Source organism: Metabacillus halosaccharovorans (assembly GCF_002019635.1).
In the GTDB taxonomy this organism is placed as follows: domain Bacteria; phylum Bacillota; class Bacilli; order Bacillales; family Bacillaceae; genus Metabacillus; species Metabacillus halosaccharovorans.
Window position 1 is genome coordinate 959,906 of record NZ_KV917371.1, and the last position, 20,721, is coordinate 980,626.

Consider the following 20,721-nt stretch of genomic DNA (forward strand, 5'->3'; position numbering starts at 1 on the left):
TTACACACATAAGCCTATATTGCAACTCGTTCAAAGATTAGAAGATTTTATAATTTGTTTTAACAAATAAAAACAAGAGAGTATATGGACTATACTCTCTGCAAAAAAGACAAACCTTATTCATTTTTAAAAAGTGGCATATAAAACAAACAGAGATAAGTAAATTATCTCTGTTTGTTATGTTGGTAATATTTTATTATTTATTAATAGTTACTCCAGCTTTTTGTGCATTTAATGCAGCATCAGTAACATCGATATCAGTTGTTGCTACAGTAGTTAATTTTGCTACTGTAGAAGCATCAGTTACAGTAAGAACAAGCTTACCTTGAGAAACTTCAAATGAGTTGATTGCTACAGAAGCCCCTTTGCTATCGAATAATTGGATTTCATCAGAGATAGATTCTGTATTAGCAATTGCAGCAATTGCTTCAGAATAAGTTACTGTTAACTTAGTTAGGTCAGTTGCAACGAATGATGTCGCAACAGGAGCAGCGTTATCAGTAACAGCAATTTCAGAAATAAATGAGTTAGAAGTTTGGTTTTCTAGACTTTGTACACCATTTACACGGAAGATTGCTTTAGTATCACTAGATGTTACAAATCCTTTTGGTAATTCAATTACTACTTTAGTTTGATCTACAGATCCATCATTATTTTTCACAAACGATACCTTTGTATCAGATGGAAGAGTAGTACCATTTACTTGGTATGCTGCTGCATTAAGAGCAGAACCAGTGCCAGTTGCTTTAACTTTCACACCGAAGTCAACAGTCACAACGTTGTCTGTAGCACCTGCACTTACGATATTAAATGTTGTTTCAACTGGTTTTGTAGGATCTACAACTTCAACTTCAGTTGAATATTTTGCACTCTTATTTTTTGCAAGTGATTTATCAACTACTAAACCTTCAGCAAAATCAAATCCATATTTGTCTGCTTTAAGCCCATTAACAAATGTAAATACTACTTTCTTAGCATCTTCTGAAGAGATGTTAGCAGTTGCTACATTTCCAAGTGATAAAATTTCTCCTTTAGCATTAACAACAGCTACCTTAGAAGAATCTAAAGAAGTTACTTCTTCAGTAAATGTCACTGTAAATCCAGTTACTTTACCATCTTTCACAGTGTTTTCAACATTTGCTACTGCTGGAGCTACTGTGTCTTTAGATACTGTAACAGTATTTGTAATTGCAGCAGAGTTTTTATTACCTAGTGTATCAACTAAAGCTTCTTTTGCAACTGTTAATGTTACTGTATCAGAGTTAGATCCTTTGAATAGGTATGCACTATTTAATGTAACAGTGTACTCTTTATTGTTTTTAGGGTTAACAACTGCTGAGCTTACAACATTAGCATTGAACGTTCCAACTTTTCCAGTTATAGCTAAAGTGTTACCAGCTAGTGCTTTATCAAGAGTAACTTTAACTGTGTTTTCACCAGTTGCTTCAACACTTGTTACAGAAGGAGCATTGCTATCAACAGAAACTGTTAATGGAGCCGATTGAACATCTTTAATATTTCCAGCTGCATCTTCAGCATTTACTACTGTCACATCATATGATTTAGTAGCATCTAAGTTAACAGCTACAGTTGCAGTGTTACCACTAACTACAGGAGTATAGTTGGCACCAGCAATTTTAACATTATCAATTGACTTAACATCTTCGTCAAACGTTAAAGTAATAGAAGTAACTTTATCTTTTGTATCCTTAACAGTTGCTTTAGCTTCAGTTACAACTGGAGCAGTTTTATCTGCTACTGTAACTTTTTCATTTACCGGGCTTAAGAATTTGCCGTTTGTACCTTTAACAGTTTCAAAAGGTACCTTAACTGTATATTCACCTTTGAAGAAGTTAGTAGCAGAAAGTGTTAATGTTTTACCATCTTCACTTAATTTTTGAGAAACAGTACCTGCGTTAGCAGCACCTTCACCAGTGACTAATGTGATTACATCGTTTTTAGCAGCATTAGTTAATGTTTTAGCATCAATAGCAGCACTGAATTCAACTTCAATAGTTTTTGCATTAACTGCATTTACAGATTTAACTACAGGAGCTACTTTTTCTTCATAGCTAGCAACTACAGTCATTTCAGCTGAACGTAATTGAGATTCAATAGCAGGTAGATCTGGGTATACATCAGTTCTGTCTGGATATAATGCTCTACCAGCTTCTTTAATTTCAACAGCGCGGACTTTAAGACGCTCTAAAACTTTGAAGTTGTCAGCAGCTTTTTCAAGCTCACCAGCTGCAACTTGATCAGCGATTTCGCCCATTAATTCATATTGAGATACTTCATAGATTACTGCTTCGCGAGCGAATTTAGCATCTAGTAAGTAAGAAGATTGTAATGCTTCACGTACTTCAGAACCGTAAACTTTACCAATTACTCTTTCTGCTTTTCTGATTGTAGCAGATAAGTTGTTGTAAACTTCTACAGTTTCGTCAGTGATTTCACCAGCTTCAACGTGCTCTGCAAGAGCTGCAGTAGCTTCAGCTAGATCGCCTTTTACGAATTTTACTGCATCGATGTAGTAAGCAGCTTTTAAGCGGTTTGCATCAGCAGCTGCTACACGAGCAGATAATAGTGATTTTTGGCTACCAGTTAAAGTAGCAACTTGAGCTTTAGCGCTCTCGATTGATTTTTTTGCTTTGTTAAAAGCTGCAGAGAAATCAGCAGATACTTCAAGGTTAGTACTTCTGTAGAACTTACCAAGAGCGATTGCATCCTTTTCTGCTTGTACTACTGCTGTTTCAACTTGTGAAGCTGATGCAGCACTTGCTGGGTTTGCAGCAACTACTGCTGATGCAGCAACTGCAGCTGTTAAACCTAGTTGTTTAGCAACTTTCTTTTTAGACATTGTGTGTGTTCCCCTTTCGAGTTTGAAAAAATTATTGTTTTTATTAATAGGAGATTTTCGTTTCGCAACTAAATTCCTATTAATCTACAAACTATCTAGCTATATTCTCCTGTACATTTAGAAATTATTTCATATATTGAGAGAAATTTCAACTATTAATTAGTATATTTTTTCCTTCAATATGTAAGTCTTTCTATTAGAAGAATACATTACCAATAATATAACATATTACGGAAGATTTCTAGTACTTTCGACTATTTTTCTCTGCCAATTACTACTAGTTTAATATTCCATAAAAATATTAATCACTACTAATATGCTCGGATAGCTGTTTTAAAGATCTTTATTTCAATAAAAAAACCTTACGTCATTATTATCGACATAAGGTTGGTATTATTTAGATATTTTATAAATTATAAATGGATTTTCTTCCAATTGAGTGATATTCTACCTTGTGTTTTGCTACATCTTCCAAATCATAGCAATTACGCCCATCAAAGATGATTGGCTTGTCTAGCATGTTCACATAATCTTCAAGTTTAATCTCTTTTATTTCCTTCCACTCTGTTACGATAAAAACGATATCAGCCATCTCTATCGCTTCTTTTGCTGAGTTCGTATAAACCGTTTCCTTAGGTAAAAGCTTTTTAGCATTTTCAGTCGCAATCGGATCATATCCAACTACTTTGGCACCTTCATTAACCAATTCATGACTAAGGGTAATAGATGCCGCCTCACGCATATCATCTGTGTTTGGTTTAAAGGCAAGGCCTAGTAAAGCAACTGTTTTCCCTTCAAGTGATCCAAAACGCTCTTTCGCTTTCTTCACAAGTAAACGTTGTTGTTCATTGTTTACTTGAATAACTGATTTCAATAAATTGAATTCATGTTCCACAAAGCTTGCAATTTGAACTAGTGCATTTGTATCCTTTGGAAAACATGATCCTCCATATCCAATTCCCGCCTGCAAGAACTTATTACCGATTCTATCATCCATTCCCATACCTTGAGCAACATCACTGACATTTGCTCCTAATTTTTCACATAGGTTGGAAATTTCATTGATAAAGCTGATTTTTGTTGCTAGAAATGCATTTGATGCATATTTAATCATTTCTGCACTTCGAATATCTGTTTTGTAGATCGGAATACCAAATGGCTTGTTTACTTCTTCAATTATAGCTGCTGCAGCCTCTGAGTCTGCACCAATGACAATTCGGTCTCCGTTAAATGTATCAGATACAGCTGAACCTTCTCGTAGAAATTCAGGGTTTGATACAACCTCCACATTTAAATCTTTCACTAGATTTTCCAGAATGATTTGTTTAACTTTTTCATTCGTTCCAACAGGAACTGTACTTTTTGTCACAACAACAGCATTATCTTGCAGATTTTGGGCAATATCCTTTGCCACCTGCTCGATGAAGCGCAGATCTGCTGTCCCATCTTCTCTTTGTGGTGTTCCGACTGCAATATACACAACCTGTGCGTTTTGAAAGGCTTCTGCATGCTTGGTTGTGAAGTTCAAACGGCCGGCCTCATAGTTTTTTATCATAAGCTCTTCCAAGCCTGGTTCAAAGATTGGTGAAATTCCTTGCTTCATCCGCTGTACCTTTAATTCATCAATATCTACACATGTGACATGATGGCCGATATCGGATAGGCACACACCGGTGACAAGACCGACATAGCCTGTTCCTACAACCGTAATTTGCATATTATTGACCTCCATTATCCTTGCTGACTATTTCTTTTAAATAATCATAGACTTGATTTTTTAGATCATCACGCTGTAAAGCAAAATCTACAGAAGCTTTAATAAACCCGAATTTATCGCCTACATCGTAACGAACCCCGTTAAATGGGTACGCAACTACAGATTGGACATCATTTAAGATCTTTAATGCATCTGTTAATTGAATTTCTCCACCTGCACCAGCCGGCAGGTCATCCAAAATGCTAAAGATATCAGGAGTTAAGATATAACGTCCCATAATTGCATAGTTTGATGGCGCATCTTTGACATCCGGCTTTTCAACTAATGAATCCACCGTAATGACTCCCGGCTTTTTTTGCTCCTCCATAGGCGCGATAATACCATACTTTGAGACATCCTCGTCAGGTACTGGCTGAACCCCCACAACTGAGCACTCATATTTTTCATACATATCAATCAATTGCTTAGTACACGGAACATCTGATTTAACAATATCATCCCCTAATAATACGGCGAAAGGCTCGTTTCCAATAAAGCGGCTTGCACAATTAATAGCATGCCCAAGGCCTTTTGGTTCTTTTTGACGGATATAGTGAATATTAGCCAAATTAGAGATTTCCTGTACTTCAGCAAGAACCTTATCCTTGCCTTTTTTAGCTAGTGTTTCCTCCAGCTCATATGATTTATCAAAATGATCCTCGATCGCACGTTTTCCACGCCCGCTAACAATCATAATGTCTTCAATACCTGATGCAACAGCCTCTTCAATAATGTACTGAATTGTTGGCTTATCAACAATTGGCAGCATTTCCTTTGGCTGTGCCTTTGTTGCTGGTAAAAATCTCGTTCCTAACCCTGCTGCAGGGATTATCGCCTTACGTACTTTCATGGTATTTCTCCTCCCCTATTTCAAATACGTTTTTTTCACTGCATTCCAAGCATAACCTGTGAAGCTAAATACAGAACGGATGAGACTAAGTTTTTCTACATCTCGGTAAACCTTCCACGTTTGCTTAGCCGCTTTTACTTTGTTACTCGAGATCGAACCAGGTACCAGCCGATAATAAGCTAACACTTCCTGTAAACCATGTGCCTTAATGCCTCGTTTTAAGATCGAAAGCCATAGAGCAAAGTCCTGTCTTGTTCGAATATTGGGCATTTCTATTGGTCCTGTTTTTTCAATATTTACAACAGCAGTTAAACACCCAATGATTGTGTTACTCAATAATCCGTTATAGTCAATCTCGTCCGGAATATCAATAACACGGTCAAGCTTCTGTCCATCAACATCCATTAACTGATATTTTGAATATGTAAAGGCATACTCATTTTCTTCCATGAAACCTATTTGCTTTTCCAACTTCGTTGGAACCCATAAATCGTCACTATCTAAAAATGCGACATACTTTCCTCTTGCCGCCTTAATAGCTGTATTTCGTGCAATCGCAGCCCCACTGTTCTCTGTTAGCTCAATTAATTTAATTCGTGAATCTCCATCTGCATACTTTCTAATCACGTTTCTTGATTCATCCTTTGAGCAATCATCAACGATAAGCATCTCCCAATGCTCATATGTTTGTGAAAGAACAGAGTCGATTGTAGCAGGAATAAACTTTGTACTATTGTAAGAAGGTGTGATGATTGATACTAACGGCTTGTCCATACTTTTCCCTTCCTTCTATAAAAATTTCTTTTTGTAGAGGGAAACCATGTAAGCTGCGTTTTCCTCCCATTGGTAATGCTTTGCTACATGCTCTCGTCCAAGCTTCCCCATCTTTTTGCCTTCTTCAGGATGATTAATGAAATAATCCATTTTGTCTGCTATTGCTTGCGCATCTTTAGTAGGAATGACAAAACCTGTTTGTTTGTCCAGCACAACCTCAGGCAAACCCCCGACATTAGCCACAACAACAGGTACTTCACATGCCTGTGCCTCTACAGCAGCAACCCCAAAGCTTTCACTATCCAATGTAGATGGAACAAAGAAAACATCGAATTCATTAATTTTATTCGGCACTTGATCATGCGGAATCTTGCCAGTGAATGTTGTTTGATCTGAAATAGCAAGTTCCTGTGATAGTTTTTTGTAATCTTCAAGTAAAGGTCCACCACCAACAATCGTCAGATGTGTTTTCTTGTAGGTTTCCTCATCAACCTGGTCTTTAAAAAGAGCATACCCTTGTAAAAGGTAACGAATACCGTACTTTTCTGTCATTGTCTTTACAATCCCAAAGTTCGTTCTATCTGTTTCATCACTAATATCATTTGGCTTAAACACATCCAGGTTTACACCAAATGGTGTGACTTCAATATCTTTGTTTGTATACTTGGCAGTCTCCACCTTCATGATTTCACTTGTTGATCCAATCATATCTGCACACTTCAATGCATATTTTACCATATAAGTATTGATTGCACCTTCTTTTGGGAAGTCAAAAATATCCATTCCCCAAACAGAAATAACATATGGATGGTAGTTTGCCAAAGCACCAATTACACCATAACTTGATACATAATGAGCATGAAGAATATCAGGCTTTTCTTCCTTTAATATCTTCTTTAAAGTAGAGACCGTTAAAAAATATGTTAACTTGTTAGACCCTACATTTAAATAATATGTTTTGACATTTTTCCAATGTGAACGATCTTGATCATCCTTGTGACTGTCAAAGCTGATATTAATAATGTCAAAGCCTAACTTATTATAGTAATCCAAGAATTTTTTTGTATGGACATTACTGGCTGGGCCTAGAACGGCAATTTTCATGCTTTGTCCCTCTTTTCTTTTAAACGTAACATATCGTCGGCTACTTTCCTAACCCTCGCATACCAGCTATGGTTTTCCCAAGCTTTCATCGCAATCGCCTGCTTTGTTTTCATGTACTTATCAGGCTGTAGAAGTTCCAGAATCGCTTTACCATACTCTGCTGCATCGACTTTTGATACGACACCGAAGCCCTCTTCTGTCAAAAGGCGTGCTTGGGCATCACAATCTGTAGCCACAACAGGCAAATTATAAGCTAGATATTCAAACAGCTTTACAGGAACAGCAAAATCATGATAGGCATTTTTTTCCCTTGGAATTAATGCAACATGTGAACGGTCATACACCTCAACTAATTGTTGACCAGATAAATGACTCACCTTTAACCAACTATATTGCTCGTACTTTTGCATTGCATCATAATTATTATACTCATTTTCACGACAGACTAACTCAAGATTAATGGTATGTTCATTTTCGTTTAATACTTTAAATGCTTCCAATAGCATAAGCATCCCTACTTGGTCACTTATCCCTCCGACAAAAACAGCTTGATATGGCTTTTCCAGCTTCATATTCTTTCTGCTGATGTCCACCTTCTCCATTCCAGGTGGAAGCTCACTCACATTACCTTGCCATCCTACATATTTATTCATTTCTAGAGATGGTAGATAGAGCACATCGACATACTTTTGATACGTTTTTAATTCTTGTTTATATACCTGTCTCATGAGATAACGCAAGAACTTAATTCCTTTTGGCGGAACATACATATCATCAAATTGCCAATAGACATCTCTATAGAATAAGCTAATTGGTATATTTTTTTGTTTCAAAACATTCCAAAATCCACTGTCTATCTTTATGTTTCTTGGTTTTCGATCAGGATCTGTGAACCAATAAGGCATTGTACTATTTTCCATATAACAAAAAAGTGCTTTGTCATATTCATCACGAGCCTTATATTGTTCAATTTTATTTTGCCTTTCACTTGTTGTTCCTGAGATAAGCACAAGCTCAAGATTTTCTTCTTCACAATATTTTTTAAATGCTTCAACAATTTTTTTCGGTCTTACACCTGATCCACTTTTAGGATTTTCTTGCAATTCATATGGAAAATACACGATGATGTGCTTCATATTCTTCCCTCAATTCACTAGAATTCGTACCATTACTACGAAAAAAACTCCCGTCACTCCTATCATTCAGATAGGTTCAGTTTAGACGGGAGATATATTTTTACTTATAATAATTCATTGTATTTTGGAGCCCAACAAATAGGGATGTACTCGGAACCCAATCTAATTGTTCCTTTGTAATTTTGTTACAAAGAACACTTTTACGGATATCTCCATTACGCTCTTCTTCATAATTTACAGCTATATTTGTTCCTGCAACTTTTTGCATTGTTTCAAAAAGGCTGTTTACTGTAATTTCCTCACTAGAAGATACGTTTAATATTTGATTATGTCCCATGGTCAGCGCTCTGACATTTGCATCAGCTACATCTTCTACATACACAAAATCTCTTGTTTGCATTCCATCTCCATAAATGGTTGGAGAATTGCCTTTAGCCAACGCATCCGAGAATATGGCAATGACTCCACCTTCACCATTTGCATCTTGGCGAGGTCCGTAAACATTTGCATAACGCAAAATCGTATAGTCAATATCAAATGTTTCCTTTGCCATTTTTAAATAATATTCAACTGAAAGCTTAGACACTCCATAAGGAGATAAAGGATTAGTAGGGTGATCAAGCTCTACAGGTAGTGAAACCGGATTTCCATAAACTGCTGCAGATGATGCAAAGACAATTTTCTTTACATTATACTTCTTTGCCAAATCAATAATTTTTAAAGAGCCATGTATATTTACTGATTCATCGTACAACATATCATTTATTGAATGAGCAACACTTACTTGAGCAGCTTGATGAATGATAGCTTCAGGTTGAAAATCCTGGACTACTTTTTCCATCAATTCACTATTTATGTCACAATCCATAATTGGCACATTTGGATTTACATTATTTTTATTACCTGTCACAAGATTATCAACCACATAAACATCATGATTTTCATCCATTAACTTATCGACAATATGTGAACCGATAAATCCACAACCGCCAGTTACAAGAACCTTCATACTAGAGATTTCCCCCCAAAGCTACCTAGCACCTTCACCTGTAAAGATAACTCTTATTGTCTTAAATGCAGTGTTTAGATCTAATAGCAAGCCCATGTTTTTTATATAAATTAAATCATATTCTAATTTTTCCTTTGGTGAAATATCGTATCCACCGTTTACTTGTGCCCATCCAGTCAAGCCCGGTTTTACTAGTAAACGCATTTTAAACCCTGGTATATCACGCTCAAAATCGTCAGTAAATTCTGGACGTTCAGGTCTTGGACCAATTAAACTCATATCACCTTTGATAACATTAATCAGCTGAGGAAGCTCATCAATACGTGTTTTACGGATAAAAGCCCCGACTTTGGTTACACGCGGATCATTCTTGCTAGCCCACTGAGCTCCATTTTTCTCCGCATCATTTCTCATTGATCTAAGCTTAATGACATTGAATTTTTTTCCCTTATATCCTACTCGTTCTTGGAAAAAGAGTGCATTCCCCGGTGACTCAAGTCTAATTATAATCATAGTCAACAAAACAATAGGGGTTGCAAGGATTAATCCAATCGTTCCAAAAAGAAGATCAAAAAAACGTTTCAAATACAGATTGTATATTGTTTCCTTAGGTATTACAGCCAGTCTTTGATATGAATTTGTTTGAAATATTGTTGATTCTGCTCGATTTATTGCCATCCTTATCACCTCGAATACTAAAACATGGCTATCATAAAAATAGAGAACCTAAGATGGTACTCTTTTTAAAACACTCAGTTAACAAAGCATCATAAAAAAAATATCATTTGAAACGTAAAAGGTCAATAAGAACATTATGAAATACTGCCAATACGTTCCATCTAACAAGTGAATTACTGTATATTGTGACACTTAATTCGAGAAATAAAACCAACAATTACTTATTAATGTAAGTAATCGTGGGAAATTTCATTCACCGTTAACGAAAACTTTTTTTGTCATCCAAAAGTATTTTTGGAAATGCCCTGGCTGACTTTTAATTTGTTATCATCAATAAAATGAAGTGGCACATTTATATTATTACTGCAAACTTTTTTGTTTCTTACCGTTAATTCTATAATACATTACTTAATTCATAAAAAAATGAATAAAATATTATATTTTTATGAAAAATATATTTCAATTTAACTTTTCAATACGTTCATAACAGTTATTAACTAATAGAATGAAAAATACACTTATTATTTTTTCACAAAATAGTCAATTATGTAATTTGACCAAACCTCAAATCCTTTTTCATTTCCGGAGTTATTAGTTGTTAAAAAGTCTTTCATTTTCTCATCATTTAGTTCTGGCCAATTCCCCCAGTGGTCTAAGTAAATTAAACTATTGTTTTTAGCATATTCTTTTAGCTGGTTAACCTCATTTGGATAATAGACAGCATTATATAATGGATTTGGCGGTTGAATTATCAAAACAGCTTCTTTATTCTCAGTTTTCCAATTTGAAATAATTTCATTTACATTCTCTATTGTATTTTCTATACCCACATTTCCATTATCCTTTAACATAGGTACTTCAAATAACACTACATCCGGTGCTATCTTATCTAGCTCCTTATAAGAGTTATCACTTACTAAATCTTGAGTTGTTTTATCTCCTGTGGATATAACAGTTAGATCGAATACATTTCCATATGCAGATTTTAATTCTTTTTGAAACCTTTCTGACCATGTTCCCTCTACTTCAGATGTACCATAAATAACTAATTTCACTGGTTTTTCATTCAAAATTGATTCATTAACTTTTTTTTGTAAATTTTCCGGTAAGTTAGTTGTATAACCTGATATTTTCGGATTAATATCTGGATTATCTTCCTTAACTACTTCTTTCTTATCATCAACTCTATCACTACTTGATATTTTTTCTCCTTGAGCAGATATCTTCTGATTCCAATGGAGATTACCAATAACCACAGTTGTTACACATAAAATGAGGATGATAATAACAAACATCTTTTTCAAATTAAATAGCCTCCAACATTCGACATTATTATACTTAAAATTATACATATATACAGGTATCTTACAAACATTTTCCAAGATTAACGAAGTCTATCTTAATTTATGAACTTATATGTAACATTTTACTATTTATTACGTCTTATAATTGGAAACATTTTTTTACAAAAAATGATTGTGATAAAACTCTGAGGGCCCTATAATCTTTATAGGCTATTGTGAAAATAATTCAAAAGGATGATATAAAACATGAGAGAACGCAAGAAGAAAAAAAATAAGTGGCTTTGGATCACTTTAAGCGTTATTGGCCTACTTGTTTTAGGTACGGGTGGTTATGCTTTTTATTTATATAAATCTGCTTCAGATACGGTGGCCAGCATTCAGGAAGATCTTGATCGGGATAAATCAGAAAAACGTACAGAAGAAATTGTGTTTGAAGAAAAAGATCCCATTTCGATTCTGTTAATGGGTGTGGATGAACGTGAAGGTGACAGCGGTCGTTCTGACTCATTAATTTTAATGACTGTTAATCCTAATACGAATACAACTCAAATGGTGAGTATTCCGCGTGATACAAGAACAGAGATTATCGGAAAAGGGAAGCAGGACAAAATCAACCATGCTTATGCCTTTGGTGGTACAGAAATGGCTATTAATACAGTAGAAAATTTCTTAGATGTTCCTGTTGATTATTTCGTAAAAATCAATATGGAAAGTTTTAAAGATACTGTTGATGCAGTTGGCGGTGTAGAGGTAAATAATACACTTAATTTCTCTTATGAAGGATATGACTTCACTGAAGGTATGACCAAACTTGATGGCAAAAAAGCACTCGCCTACACAAGAATGCGTTATGACGATCCTCGCGGTGACTTCGGTCGTCAAGAACGTCAACGTCAAGTCATCGAAGCAGTTATTAAAAAAGGTGCTAACGTCTCATCTATTACAAAGTTCGGCGATATGTTCGGTGTTGTCCGTGATAACGTAAAAACAAACCTGACATTTGATGAAATGTGGGATATTCAAGCTAATTATAAAACAGCTGCGCAAAATCTTGAGCAGTTCCAAGTAGAAGGCTCTGGCACTAAAATCGATGGGATCTACTACTACATCGTTCCAGAAGAGAAGCGTTTAGCCCTATCAGATCAGCTAAAAGAGCATCTTGAAATCAGCACAAATACAGCAAGCACCAATTGATTTTTAGGAAGTTAGTCCTATTTTACAGGGACTAGCTTTTTTTATGACATTTTTTGTTATAATTCATAAGAATGGGGAATTTCATCAAAAATGGTTGATAAGATTTTGATATAATCTATTAGGCATAATTTGAAGAGGATTCCATATTCTTTTATAGAAATCATCTGTTGGGAGGGATCATTTTTGGAATTTTCTTTTGGATTTATTATTTCGATTATAATCGCCATATACTTAGCAATTGATGCTCCAAAGCATAACCGCAATCCATGGCTTTGGGGAATTTTAGGCTTCTTATTTGGACCAATCGTGTTAGGTATATACTTAATCGTCACAGGCAGAAAAGTGGCTGGCTGGATCATCCTAGTTATTTCCATCCTGCTTGTCATTCTTGTCATTCTATTATTCGCAGTTGGAATGTACTTCATTTTTAATGGTATGTAAAGTGGACCGAGGGGACAGGTTCCTTGTCCCTCTGGTCCTTTTAATATTCCCACACGATTCTCCATTCACCCTCATGTTGTACGGCATAGACATCCTGTAAGATCGTGAAATTCCCAAATTTGCTTTTAAATTGTTGTTCAACGATCATTTTATATGCTGTTGGGAACGTATCTTTATCCTCTGCCATTTTCCAGTTTTGAATCTCTTCTTCCACGACGATTTCATACTCAAATGTTGTGATACCGTAATGACTCATGTAGATGTGTGAACGCTCTGTTACATAAACATTTTTTGAAAAGCGCTCCTGCATAACAGGGTGAAACAATTCCCATGCGCTGCCAAAGTCACCTTCTTCCTCATAGTGGTAAAATGTTGAAATAACATCCTCAGGTTCATTTTTACCTAAATCAAATAAAAACCGAACGGATATAAATAGGAATAACGCAACTATAATGATCATAATAATCAGTGGTATTCGATTTCTAGATCGTCTCCTCACTTTGCTACACCTCGCTGTCTAAGTAATACAAGGTATGTACCAAATTGGACAGATATTCTTCTTACCGATTGTAAAAAAACTGGTATAATAGATGTTCAGATATTTTCCGTAGAAATGAGTGATGAAATGAAGGATGGCATTTTGTTTCTTGTTGAGATCATGAACAATTTGCATGATATATTAATTGTGATCATCAATGATATTTTAGGCTTACAGATGACAGACAAAGACATGCATTTTTGGATTATGGGCTTCATCGGAATGGTGACATTCGCCGCTGTCTATATGATCTCAAAATGGCTATCACAGTTTCCGTTTGGTATTCATTTAATTGCTTTTTTATATACATTAACGTTTATGTTCGTCCTCGTCTTCGCCATCGAAATTCAACAAGCAATCACAAGCAGAGGAAATATGGAATTCGCCGATGCGATTGTCGGGTTGTGGGGATATATTGCGCTATTCCTTGTGTATGCGGGAGTTATGGTGTTTTTCATCCTTGTTAAAGCATTGTTTAAGAAAGGGAAAAATAAAAAAGACGAGTTGGATGTGTAAGAAGAAGGAGCAGCTGAGCTGTTGCTTCTTTTTTTTAGTTCAATGTTGGTCCATAGGGACAGGTCCCTCGTCCCTATCCTAGTAAAGTAGAGTGCAATTTCGCTAACTTTGACTACTTTTTTACAAGTTACATATAAAAGCCTCCTCTCTTGATTAAACCCTAAAGAAATGGACAAAACTAAGCAAGAGAGGAGGAAGATCAAAATGGATATTAGAAGAGTCACTATTTTTGCCTTTATCTTATTGATTATTTTATTTTTAGGGAGTAAATATGCGTTCGGAAATTTAAATGAAAAGCATGTCACAATCCACAGTCCGCAACGTGAAATCACTAAGGAATTAACCTCCCCGAATAAAACAGTCTTTTATCAAACAAAGGTTGATCATGTTGCAGTAACCAATCAAACCCATTCAATTGAGGAAATCAAGGCTAATTATCAAACTAAATTTGAAGAACTTCAATCAAAAACAAATAGCCAAATTGATACCTTAGTTGAGAAAGCACTCCACGATTTCAAAGCCTACATAAATAAAGAGCAACCTGATGATTCACTGAAAACACTCTATCAAAGCTATGCTGCTCATGGGCAAAAAATTGAGCAGCATACAGAAGAAGAATTTCAGACGTTATATCAAAAACTCATAACCGAGCTTGCCCAAAACGGATATCCTGAAGATGAAGCAGAAGAGTTTAAACAAATATATGAACAAGAAAAAGAAGAACGGAAATCAGAAATACTCAAACAAGCTCTTTCCCTTGTTCGGGAATAAAATATTGGGTATTTCCCTTGGTTTTTTAATTAAAATATCTAATTAAATAAGATTTATTTACGATTTTTGATTTAATATTTTCGATTCTGGTAACTTATTTTCGATTATAGAAATTTATTTGCGATTTTCACTAACTTATTTTCGATTAGACATTTTCCGACAAAATTCGCCCCCTCTCCAGGTCTGCACGTGCACATCCTGTGCTACGGAGCTAGATGTTGTGCACATAACTTTAATAACAAAAAAAGCCGTGTGCTACTAAAGCACACGGCTTTTCCTTCTCCTCTACATCCCTGCTAATTTCTTCTTCAAATCCGTCTCCATCAGCGCTAAATCCTGTTCTGCTTGAAGTCGCTTTGCACGTCCTTCTGCTTGAATACGGAGTGTTTCTTCTAGTGTTGAAATCAAGTGGTCTTGAACCTTTTTCAATGTATCTACATCGACAAGTCCTCGCTCGTTTTCCTTCGCTGTTTCCAGCGTATTAACCTTCAACATTTCCGCGTTTTTCAATAGTAAATCATTCGTTGTTTTTGATACTAGTTTTTGTGCTTCTACTGCGTCTTTTTGTCGAAGTAGTGTGAGTGCGATGGCTACTTGGTTTTTCCAAAGGGGAATCGCCGTTGTGATGGATGATTGAATTTTTTCGACTAGTGCCTGGTTTGCGCTTTGAATTAAGCGGATTTGCGGAGCACTTTGCATGGTAACTTGTCTGCTTAGGACAAGATCATGTGTCCGTTTTTCCAAGCGGTCGGCAAATTGCATGAGATCATTAACCTCCTGAAAGGCCATTTGATCTTGGGTGAGTTCTGCTTTTTTCTTTAACTCAGGGATCGTCTTGTTTTGTAATTCTTCAAGCTTCAGTTCACCCGCTGCAATATATACATTTAAAGCATGGAAGTATTCCTTGTTTTGCTCGTAAAGCTGTTCAAGTACTTGGATATCTTGAAGCAGGCCTGTTTTGGAATGGTCAAGCTTGACACTAATTCGATCGATTTGGGCTCCTGTTTTTTGGTATTTTGTTAATACCTCTTGAACGGAGTTAGAGATTTTCCCAAACATTTTTGAGATAAGCCCGCGTTTTTCAGGCTTTAATGCATCAGGGCTCACTTGTTCCAGCTTTTTCATTAAATCTCCAATGATTTGTCCAATTTCACCGGTGTCCTTTTTTTGGACATGATCAAGCATAGAGTGTGAAAAACTTAGTAGTTTTGATTGAGCTTGTGTTCCGTATAGTGCGATGGCCTGCTGGTTTTTCGGATCAATTTGCTCAGCTAGCTGAATCGCCTTTTTACGGTTTTCCTCTGGTAAAACATCAAGCAGCTTGGCCGGCTTTTCTGCTTCTGGTTCTTTATTTACAACAAGCTCCTCTTCCCCAAACGGGTTTGATAGCAAATCATCAAGTTGATTATGACTCATAAATTAGTGCCTCCTCTTATTTTTTCACCGTTTTATCGATTGTTAACTTTGCAACATCCAATTCAAAATTCAACTGAGATATATCCTTCGATAACACATCATGTAAATCCTGTTCAAGTGAGTCAGAAAGCTGTGAAATCGTACGACGTGTTTCTGTTAATGATTGTGACAGCTCTTTTGTTTTCGAAGGCTGGCCAGCTAAAAATGCATACTTTTCACTTAGCTCAACAAGAGAATCCAGATGTGAATAATAAAATGATTCTGCTAAATAAAAGCGCTTTGGCTCTTTTTTCGTGATGGTATAGATTCGATTTACTACTCGGTACATCTCTATGTTTTGTTTTATCGTTGAAATCGTTCGTATGCTAAAAAGTGCCTTGCGCAGACGCTTTATTTTCTGATCCGCTTCTTTTAGATGTCTCTTAATATAGGCATACTCTTTTCTTGACAGCTGATTTTGCTTTAAGAAATGCTGATGAGTGAGCGCCTTTGTTGAAAAAAATACAGCAGTCCCTCCCCCTATGGCATATGCACTTGACCAAAGAAACGCTTGATCTAACGGAAAAAAGCTAACCAACCAAATTGTTCCCGTTGACATGGTTGCAGCTGTTGATTGTATAAAAAAATGGACAACTTGCTTCATCATTATCGTCTCCTATAGATAACTTTCACTTCTTATTAAATAGTACGATTGAAGCACGTGATAAGTTTCATTTTTCATTAAGTTTTCGCCTATTTACTTGAACATACTTCAGCTTTTGACTAAAATCAAATTTTGTATACTTTGCTCATCGTAAAAACTTAGTTTAATATAGAGAATGGATTAGAAAAGAATGATAGGTGATGAAAGTGGAACCAAGACGTAATGACCCGTGTATATGCGGAAGCGGGAAAAAATATAAAAAGTGCTGTATGAAGAAATCAAGTGTTATTCAGCTGCACGAAGTAAAGGAAGAGCGTTTTTATCAGCAAAAGCATATGCTGACACTTAAAATAAAGGATTTCATTTATAAAGAGCTTCCTGCTAGTCAGCAATACAAATTATTTAGTGAGTTTAAAAGAAGAACGGAGCACACTCTATCTAGTAAAAATGAAAATCCATTTTTTGAGTTCTGGCTTATCTTTTTCCATCGTTATGAAAATGGGTTGCGTGGGATTGAATGGTTTATTTCAACCCAAGAGAAACGTCTTTCACAGGATGAACTTGAGATGGCTCAAACATGGAAGTCTCTGACTCCAAAGCTGGTTCAAGCTGTTGACCATGATGAAAAAAGCGTCATTTTCAAGGATATGATGACAAACGAAACATATCCTCTAGCAAAAATGCAGGAAAACCTTAAAGACACGGTTGCACCTTGGAGCAGTACATTCGCTCTGATTGAGCAATTTGACTCTTTATCCTATTTTAACGGAGTCCGAATCGTTCAAGGCCCGGAAAACATTGAAAAAGCGATAAATGTGATAACAGAGCTTCAAAAAGAACAGAATCTATCTGTCGAACAAGTGATGATGGATTACTATCCTGAAGTGTTGGCTGCCTTTAATATGGCAAAGGTTCGGGAAATCACCGAAAAAAGTGAAATTACACAATATATCAATAGATATCAGATCCTTAATCAGCAAGCACTGTTCGATCTGCTCCAAGCTGAGCCTCACTTTTTAATCGACAAATGGGAGAACCAGCTGAAAGTAAGTAATTGGGTGAATGCTTGGTATCAATATACGGACAATGCACTAACAGAACCAATCAATATTGGCAATGTGATTGGAACTCTCACAATTGAGGGTAATACGTTAACATACATCACCCTTAAAGAGGATACGATAGAAGAATTACAATCAATCTTTCATTCAGGTCTCATGACATTGCAGGATGAGCAACAGAAAACAATGGAGGTCCCGAAAACGGTTGAGCTGAAAAACACAGTTGCGTCTATACCGGAGGGTGCTCCACAATATATGCTGCTTTACGCTAACCATGATGTACGTTTAGATTTAGATTTGAAGCTTCCACTATTCGGAGACAAATCTGTACTAGACTTAGTGAATGAAGGACAAACAGATGTGGTTGAAGCATATTTACAACAGAGAGAAAACAATTTATTTACGCAAGCACAGCGTGAATTCAAGCAAATTGAGATCACAGCTGATTTCAACAGTGTCCGAAAAGAACTCGGCCTGCCACTTTCACCATTTGTCACAGGTGGAACTGAGCGGGTCACAACCATAACCGAAATTGTCTCGACAAGTGAAGGAAAAACACTCGTTAAAGAAGAAGATATCCCTGTGTATGAATTAATAGGATTCACTCCATCAACAGTAAATACCTTTTATTCAGAAGACCTTGTTACGTTCTTCAAGGAAAAAACAGATGGGAAATCAGACCTCACATTACGAAAATATCGAAACTGTTTATTTGATTTAAGAGAAATTCTAGAAGGACATGCAGTTGACAGCTGGGATGCATGTGACGAGGATTTCTGGATGCAAGTATGCTTAAGAGACCTCCCCTCACTCTATAACCCAATGAGCAAAACCGTTGTAAAGGACTTTATTAGCACAATAAAAGCTCTGACGAAATGGCTTGTGAAAGAAGAAAAAGCAACAGCGATTGCAAAAGCAGTTGGTCATATTGCAAAAGATGCTGAGGAACAATTAATTGAGTATGTAGAAGGACAAAAAGTGAAATAGTTTATTGAAAGGGACTTTCTCCTGGGATCAGGGGCAAGTCCCTTTTTTAAAAGAAGATTTTTTTGAAGGTTCTTTACCCAAAACTATGTAGGTTGATTGGAGCGGAAATCAACCTACACAACACTAATTATGATCCTACAAAAAAAGAGCGCGAACCCGCACTCTCCCTACGCAGCAACCTCTTCAAAATCAGGTTGACTATATATTTTTCTCATAAAAAAACCAACTATCACTCCCACAAGCGCCGGTAAAATCCAGCCAACACCCTGCTCATAAAGAGGAATTACCCCTAACACATCATCTAACATCCCATTTAAAAACGTTGTATTAATCGTTTCAATCACACTAAATACAGCTGTGAAAATCGTTGCAACCAAATAAACAGAATGACCTACCCTGTTGCCAACAAGGCCAAGCAAAATTAAGACAACCGCGATCGGATAAATAGCTCCTAAAATCGGAACAGAAATCGATAATATCTGGTTCAGACCTAAATTCGCAACCAATAAGCTAAGCACAGCAAGAATCACTGCCCACTTTTTGTACGAAAGCTTTGGAAAAAGCGTTGAAAAATATTGACTGCATGAAATGATGAGTCCGATACATACGCATAAACAAGCCAAAGTAAAAAGTAAACCAAGCAAGATAATTCCAATACTTCCAAATAATTCATTCATCACAATCGTTAATACTCCTGCCCCATTTTCAGCCGCACCAAGAGATGCGCTTGATGCACCAAGGAATCCAAGAATCGTATAAATTGAAGCAAGCAATATACCAGCACCTAGACCTGCAAAGCCCATATATTTTGAAACAAGCTTTGTATCTTGTACTCCTTTAGAACGGATCGTATTCGCGACAACAATTCCAAACACCAATGCAGCTAGTGCATCCATTGTTAAATAGCCATCCATAAACCCTTGGAAAAACGAATTATCCTGATATGCACCTGTTGCTACAGTAAATTCCCCCATCGGTGTAATCAGGCTTTTCACAAAAATGAGTGCAATCATGATTAACAAGATAGGTGTTAATAGCTTTCCAAACCGATCAACAAGTTTTGATGGTTGTAAGCTTAACCACAATGTTACAGCGAAAAAAATGACTGTATACACAGCTAACATGACGGGTTGATTCATCAATGTTTCAGGTAAAAATGGCTTCATCCCCATTTCATAAGCAATCGAACCTGCTCTTGGAATCGCCAAACCAGGTCCAATGGAAACATAGATTAATAATGGAAATAGAAAGGCAAAAATTGGATGAACACGGTTTGCGAGTGTATGAAAACTGCCAGCCTTGGCAACAGCTAGAACACCAAGAATTGGCAAACCTACTGCAGTTGTAATAAAGCCAGCGAGAGAAAGCCACACATCTTCTCCTGCAGAACTACCTAAAAATGCTGGAAAGATAAGGTTTCCTGCACCAAAAAACATCGAAAAAAGCATAAAACTAATAAAAATAAGTTCATTTTTCTTTAGCATGGTTACCAAGCTCCTTCCGTATAATAGGCGAATTATAACAAGGAGCTTCTATAAAATCTAGTCAATTAAAAATAGATAGAGTATTAAAACAATTATGATTATTCTAATATAAATAATTTAATTGGAAGTTATTATAAAATTTATTTTTTTCTATAAAATTCTTATAATTTATGCTAAACTATCCTTTGTGTCGAAATTT

Annotated in this window: 18 protein-coding genes; 5 read left to right on the forward strand and 13 right to left on the reverse strand. The window is 36.1% G+C overall.

Translation table 11 applies throughout. The features are described from left to right. Positions 1-196 precede the first annotated feature (196 nt). The 9 genes from BK577_RS04525 to BK577_RS04565 all read right to left on the reverse strand — a co-directional run bounded on the left by BK577_RS04525 (position 197) and on the right by BK577_RS04565 (position 11,471). A complete protein-coding gene (locus BK577_RS04525) occupies positions 197-2,860 on the reverse strand; it encodes a hypothetical protein (protein WP_078431847.1) in 2,664 nt (887 codons plus the stop codon). A gap of 406 nt (positions 2,861-3,266) precedes the next feature. After that, positions 3,267-4,577 carry a UDP-glucose dehydrogenase family protein gene (locus tag BK577_RS04530; protein WP_078431848.1) on the reverse strand — a complete coding sequence of 437 codons (1,311 nt, stop codon included), beginning with the start codon at positions 4,575-4,577 and terminating at the stop codon, positions 3,267-3,269. A 1-nt stretch (position 4,578) separates the two neighbouring features. Further along, entirely contained in the window at positions 4,579-5,466 is an 888-nt protein-coding gene (gene galU, locus BK577_RS04535) for a UTP--glucose-1-phosphate uridylyltransferase GalU (protein WP_078431849.1), read from the reverse strand. Positions 5,467-5,481: 15 nt separating this feature from the next. Then, positions 5,482-6,240, reverse strand: a complete 759-nt coding sequence (locus tag BK577_RS04540; RefSeq protein WP_078431850.1) for a glycosyltransferase family 2 protein — start codon at positions 6,238-6,240, stop codon at positions 5,482-5,484. A gap of 15 nt (positions 6,241-6,255) precedes the next feature. After that, on the reverse strand, positions 6,256-7,344 hold the full coding sequence (locus BK577_RS04545; protein WP_078431851.1) for a glycosyltransferase: 1,089 nt from the start codon (positions 7,342-7,344) through the stop codon (positions 6,256-6,258). Next, positions 7,341-8,480: a glycosyltransferase gene (locus BK577_RS04550; protein WP_078431852.1), complete on the reverse strand. Its 1,140-nt coding sequence runs from the start codon at positions 8,478-8,480 to the stop codon at positions 7,341-7,343. The genes BK577_RS04545 and BK577_RS04550 overlap by 4 nt, the downstream gene beginning before the upstream one ends. 100 nt (positions 8,481-8,580) lie before the next feature. Next, the gene (locus BK577_RS04555; protein WP_078431853.1) at positions 8,581-9,489 is read right to left on the reverse strand and encodes an NAD-dependent epimerase/dehydratase family protein; all 909 of its coding nucleotides are present in this window, start codon (positions 9,487-9,489) and stop codon (positions 8,581-8,583) included. Positions 9,490-9,510: 21 nt separating this feature from the next. After that, a complete protein-coding gene (locus BK577_RS04560; RefSeq protein ID WP_281252596.1) occupies positions 9,511-10,173 on the reverse strand; it encodes a sugar transferase in 663 nt (220 codons plus the stop codon). Between the two features lie 515 nt (positions 10,174-10,688). Beyond that, complete coding sequence (locus BK577_RS04565; protein ID WP_078431855.1) at positions 10,689-11,471, reverse strand: SGNH/GDSL hydrolase family protein; 783 nt, start codon at positions 11,469-11,471, stop codon at positions 10,689-10,691. A 246-nt stretch (positions 11,472-11,717) separates the two neighbouring features. Between BK577_RS04565 and tagU the strand changes: the two genes are divergently transcribed. Both tagU and BK577_RS04575 read left to right on the forward strand, forming a co-directional pair. Continuing rightward, entirely contained in the window at positions 11,718-12,665 is a 948-nt protein-coding gene (gene tagU / locus BK577_RS04570; protein ID WP_078431856.1) for a polyisoprenyl-teichoic acid--peptidoglycan teichoic acid transferase TagU, read from the forward strand. A gap of 183 nt (positions 12,666-12,848) precedes the next feature. After that, a complete protein-coding gene (locus BK577_RS04575; protein WP_078431857.1) occupies positions 12,849-13,106 on the forward strand; it encodes a hypothetical protein in 258 nt (85 codons plus the stop codon). A gap of 40 nt (positions 13,107-13,146) precedes the next feature. Here the strand turns inward: BK577_RS04575 and BK577_RS04580 are convergent, their stop codons facing one another. Then, entirely contained in the window at positions 13,147-13,605 is a 459-nt protein-coding gene (locus BK577_RS04580) for a hypothetical protein (RefSeq protein WP_139367264.1), read from the reverse strand. 126 nt (positions 13,606-13,731) lie between these two features. Here BK577_RS04580 and BK577_RS04585 point away from each other — a divergent pair, with 126 nt between their 5' ends. Both BK577_RS04585 and BK577_RS04590 read left to right on the forward strand, forming a co-directional pair. Further along, positions 13,732-14,160: a hypothetical protein gene (locus BK577_RS04585; RefSeq protein WP_078431859.1), complete on the forward strand. Its 429-nt coding sequence runs from the start codon at positions 13,732-13,734 to the stop codon at positions 14,158-14,160. A 204-nt stretch (positions 14,161-14,364) separates the two neighbouring features. Continuing rightward, complete coding sequence (locus BK577_RS04590) at positions 14,365-14,931, forward strand: hypothetical protein (RefSeq protein ID WP_078431860.1); 567 nt, start codon at positions 14,365-14,367, stop codon at positions 14,929-14,931. Positions 14,932-15,216: 285 nt separating this feature from the next. Here the strand turns inward: BK577_RS04590 and BK577_RS04595 are convergent, their stop codons facing one another. Both BK577_RS04595 and BK577_RS04600 read right to left on the reverse strand, forming a co-directional pair. Next, positions 15,217-16,347, reverse strand: coding sequence for a toxic anion resistance protein (locus tag BK577_RS04595; protein ID WP_078431861.1), 1,131 nt, complete (start codon positions 16,345-16,347; stop codon positions 15,217-15,219). 16 nt (positions 16,348-16,363) lie between these two features. Continuing rightward, positions 16,364-16,990 carry a 5-bromo-4-chloroindolyl phosphate hydrolysis family protein gene (locus tag BK577_RS04600; RefSeq protein WP_078431862.1) on the reverse strand — a complete coding sequence of 209 codons (627 nt, stop codon included), beginning with the start codon at positions 16,988-16,990 and terminating at the stop codon, positions 16,364-16,366. Between the two features lie 200 nt (positions 16,991-17,190). Here BK577_RS04600 and BK577_RS04605 point away from each other — a divergent pair, with 200 nt between their 5' ends. Next, positions 17,191-19,038 (forward strand): SEC-C metal-binding domain-containing protein, encoded by a 1,848-nt coding sequence (locus tag BK577_RS04605; protein WP_078431863.1) that lies wholly within the window; start codon positions 17,191-17,193, stop codon positions 19,036-19,038. A 167-nt stretch (positions 19,039-19,205) separates the two neighbouring features. On the opposite strand, the gene brnQ is transcribed toward BK577_RS04605, so the two are convergent. After that, complete coding sequence (brnQ, locus tag BK577_RS04610) at positions 19,206-20,522, reverse strand: branched-chain amino acid transport system II carrier protein (protein ID WP_078431864.1); 1,317 nt, start codon at positions 20,520-20,522, stop codon at positions 19,206-19,208. Between the last annotated feature and the right edge of the window lie 199 nt (positions 20,523-20,721).

What these genes read in the sequence shown, in the direction of transcription:
- brnQ (WP_078431864.1), bottom strand. Translation starts at nt 20,522, where the DNA reads ATGCTAAAGAAAAATGAACTTATTTTTATTAGTTTTATGCTTTTTTCG.
- galU (WP_078431849.1), bottom strand. Translation starts at nt 5,466, where the DNA reads ATGAAAGTACGTAAGGCGATAATCCCTGCAGCAGGGTTAGGAACGAGA.
- BK577_RS04590 (WP_078431860.1), top strand. Translation starts at nt 14,365, where the DNA reads ATGGATATTAGAAGAGTCACTATTTTTGCCTTTATCTTATTGATTATT.
- BK577_RS04530 (WP_078431848.1), bottom strand. Translation starts at nt 4,577, where the DNA reads ATGCAAATTACGGTTGTAGGAACAGGCTATGTCGGTCTTGTCACCGGT.
- BK577_RS04540 (WP_078431850.1), bottom strand. Translation starts at nt 6,240, where the DNA reads ATGGACAAGCCGTTAGTATCAATCATCACACCTTCTTACAATAGTACA.
- BK577_RS04585 (WP_078431859.1), top strand. Translation starts at nt 13,732, where the DNA reads ATGAAGGATGGCATTTTGTTTCTTGTTGAGATCATGAACAATTTGCAT.
- BK577_RS04525 (WP_078431847.1), bottom strand. Translation starts at nt 2,860, where the DNA reads ATGTCTAAAAAGAAAGTTGCTAAACAACTAGGTTTAACAGCTGCAGTT.
- BK577_RS04555 (WP_078431853.1), bottom strand. Translation starts at nt 9,489, where the DNA reads ATGAAGGTTCTTGTAACTGGCGGTTGTGGATTTATCGGTTCACATATT.
- BK577_RS04595 (WP_078431861.1), bottom strand. Translation starts at nt 16,347, where the DNA reads ATGAGTCATAATCAACTTGATGATTTGCTATCAAACCCGTTTGGGGAA.
- BK577_RS04545 (WP_078431851.1), bottom strand. Translation starts at nt 7,344, where the DNA reads ATGAAAATTGCCGTTCTAGGCCCAGCCAGTAATGTCCATACAAAAAAA.
- BK577_RS04605 (WP_078431863.1), top strand. Translation starts at nt 17,191, where the DNA reads ATGAAAGTGGAACCAAGACGTAATGACCCGTGTATATGCGGAAGCGGG.
- BK577_RS04550 (WP_078431852.1), bottom strand. Translation starts at nt 8,480, where the DNA reads ATGAAGCACATCATCGTGTATTTTCCATATGAATTGCAAGAAAATCCT.
- tagU (WP_078431856.1), top strand. Translation starts at nt 11,718, where the DNA reads ATGAGAGAACGCAAGAAGAAAAAAAATAAGTGGCTTTGGATCACTTTA.
- BK577_RS04600 (WP_078431862.1), bottom strand. Translation starts at nt 16,990, where the DNA reads ATGAAGCAAGTTGTCCATTTTTTTATACAATCAACAGCTGCAACCATG.